2 protein-coding genes are annotated in these 2,250 nt (G+C 36.5%); both read right to left on the bottom strand.

Annotated elements, in window-relative coordinates; all coding sequences use genetic code 11:
* Positions 1-367: 367 nt before the first annotated feature.
* Positions 368-1,252: a hypothetical protein gene (locus I5907_RS21560; protein ID WP_196992937.1), complete on the bottom strand. Its 885-nt coding sequence runs from the start codon at positions 1,250-1,252 to the stop codon at positions 368-370.
* Between the two features lie 190 nt (positions 1,253-1,442).
* Entirely contained in the window at positions 1,443-1,976 is a 534-nt protein-coding gene (locus tag I5907_RS21555) for a hypothetical protein (protein WP_196992936.1), read from the bottom strand.
* Positions 1,977-2,250: the final 274 nt, after the last annotated feature.

Here is a 2,250-nt window from a genome sequence, read left to right as displayed (position 1 = left end):
AGCTACTTTTTGATGTATTTACAGCCCAAAAACTGTCACTTGAAATTTTGTATTCAAATTTTTTCCGTCTAAACCCAAAATTGAAAAGTCTGCTAAATTTATTCTGAAAATTAAGTATCGATTGTTTGAAACTGTCCATAGTGTAGGGTCTTTTTAACTTGCCACCAACGTTGAAGCATTGGCGATGTGGCGGTATTCTGTGTTACGCCTGCCCAGTGCCGCTGCTGATTAAAGATACAAAAGCTCATCGTTTATTCTGCTGCTCGGTGTTATTCGTCTGGCGAAACTGAAGCTGAATAGCAAACAAAAACTGAGAATATATTCGTCGCCCCGCCATATTGCCAATGCAATGTTGCCTGCAGTAGTTTTAGTCAGATTTAGCATTGTATAAATTTTCCATTGGTAATCTTTCAGCAAAATCACTAAGTGTTTGTTCTGCTTTTAATGAATTGAACTTGTCTTTTATTTTGGCTGCGTTACTTGGATGAATGATTTTGCAGTCTGGAAATTGGAAATCGGAAAATTCGGAAGTAAAATTATTTTCAATAGTCTGTCTTGTTACTAAAATGTTGTCTTTAAGTGTTCTGAAAAATTTCTTGTATTGTCTTGTCAATAGGAAGTAGTCCGCTGGTGGAATTACAGTCGGAATATGTTCGGTCCAGCTTGTAACTGCAATAACTTCGTTTGTTTGTTTTGTCTTAAAGAAAAATATTTTTGGAACAAAGTATTGGTCGCCTAATTCATTTTGTAAACGACTTCTATTGTAATTGTAATTCCATATTTTGTTTGACTTGTCTGCCGGTATGTAACAAGATTGAGTTTTGTCAAAGTGGTCAGCACTTGACCACATATTTGTTTTGTTCCAGTTTTCAAATAACTCCTCTTTTGTTGGTTTGTACGGATTTTCTGAAGCTGATTGTGGATTGAATACTGATAAGTTTAGATCTGTCATAAATTTTTCAACAAACTGAAATGCTTCTAATCCAAAAAAACACGGTCGCATATAATTTAAGTTGAAAGAAAAATGTGTATTGTCAAAGTCGTTGAAACTTTCATACAATTCTATGCTTTCAGGGTCGTCTTCAGGTTCATTCTGGTCAAGTGAATAATAAACTTCTGTGTCTTGGTTCTCGTAAAACCACTGTTTGCCATTCTCATTTTCAGGAGTCAAATTTTCAGTCAAATAGTTTGCTATCTGTTGTTCTGTGAGGCTTGTCCCCTTTGGCTTGTAAAAATATAAATCGTAACTCATAGTTTGTGGGGTCTGTTACTATTGCAGGCAACGATCAGGTATTGCCGATGGTGGGGAATTTTATATTCGTCCGCCCGGAACCGCTGCCTGGCTTTTTGATAAAGTTAAATATTAAGAACAAAAGCTGGGCTTTATTCGTCGAGCCCCGAACCACAGTACAGCAGAATTACCACTGCTGACTGCTCCAATGTCAAGCCCCACTATTGGCAATACTTTTGTTAGCCGCATCAATGTCGCTCTGAAGCATTGATTTCATTTTTTTGTCAACCAAATGAAATTTAGCCCATTCCTCTTTGCTCTTAATGTTGACTGATGCTGGATATTCAATTAACCAATTTGCCTTTTCGATTTCAATACTTGTGATATCAGTCAAATCAAAACTGTAGCTCTTTGTCTTTAGCAATGAAGTCAGATATTTTATTTCTAAGTGTCTATCGTCAAGGATGAAATTTGTTAAGTATTTGCGTTCTCCGAAAAAGGCTCTGATTAAACTTCCAATAATAAGTCCAACGCCGAAGAAAATATTAAACGCTTTGTTGTCAGTCAGAATTACAAACAAAATTACAAGTCCAAATATGATTGGAGCAACAAATGTGTGAAAGAAAACCTTTGTCCTTATACGTAGTAATTGTGTCGAACTGTCTGTTGCTACAAATGCATCAACAATTGTCCCAAAGAATATGTACAACAACAGTGTAAAAAGTAAAACATAAATAGAGTCCATTGCTGTAATGATAGTTTAGGTGTGTCGCAAGTTGCGGCTAACGGGCAGGGCTTTATGCAGGTTGGGAATTAGTATTCCGTCCGCTGACAACCGCTGCTGATTGAAAATATGTTGATGAATTTATGTACAAAACCTGATAGTTATTCGTCTTCTGGAACTGAAGCTGGGATTTGCAATTAGCTGATGTTACAATGTCAAGCCCAACTTGCATAAAACCCAATGTTGTGCGTTCGCTTTTCGTCACTCGTAAAGTGTCACTTTTATTTTTTCGTAG

The sequence above is a fragment of the Panacibacter microcysteis genome (assembly GCF_015831355.1).
Lineage (GTDB): Bacteria > Bacteroidota > Bacteroidia > Chitinophagales > Chitinophagaceae > Panacibacter > Panacibacter microcysteis.
Note: the sequence above shows the minus strand (reverse complement) of the source record. Positions and strands in the feature narration are given on the sequence as shown.

Coding starts and splice junctions, on each gene's coding strand:
- I5907_RS21555 (WP_196992936.1), bottom strand. CDS start 1,976: ATGGACTCTATTTATGTTTTACTTTTTACACTGTTGTTGTACATATTC.
- I5907_RS21560 (WP_196992937.1), bottom strand. CDS start 1,252: ATGAGTTACGATTTATATTTTTACAAGCCAAAGGGGACAAGCCTCACA.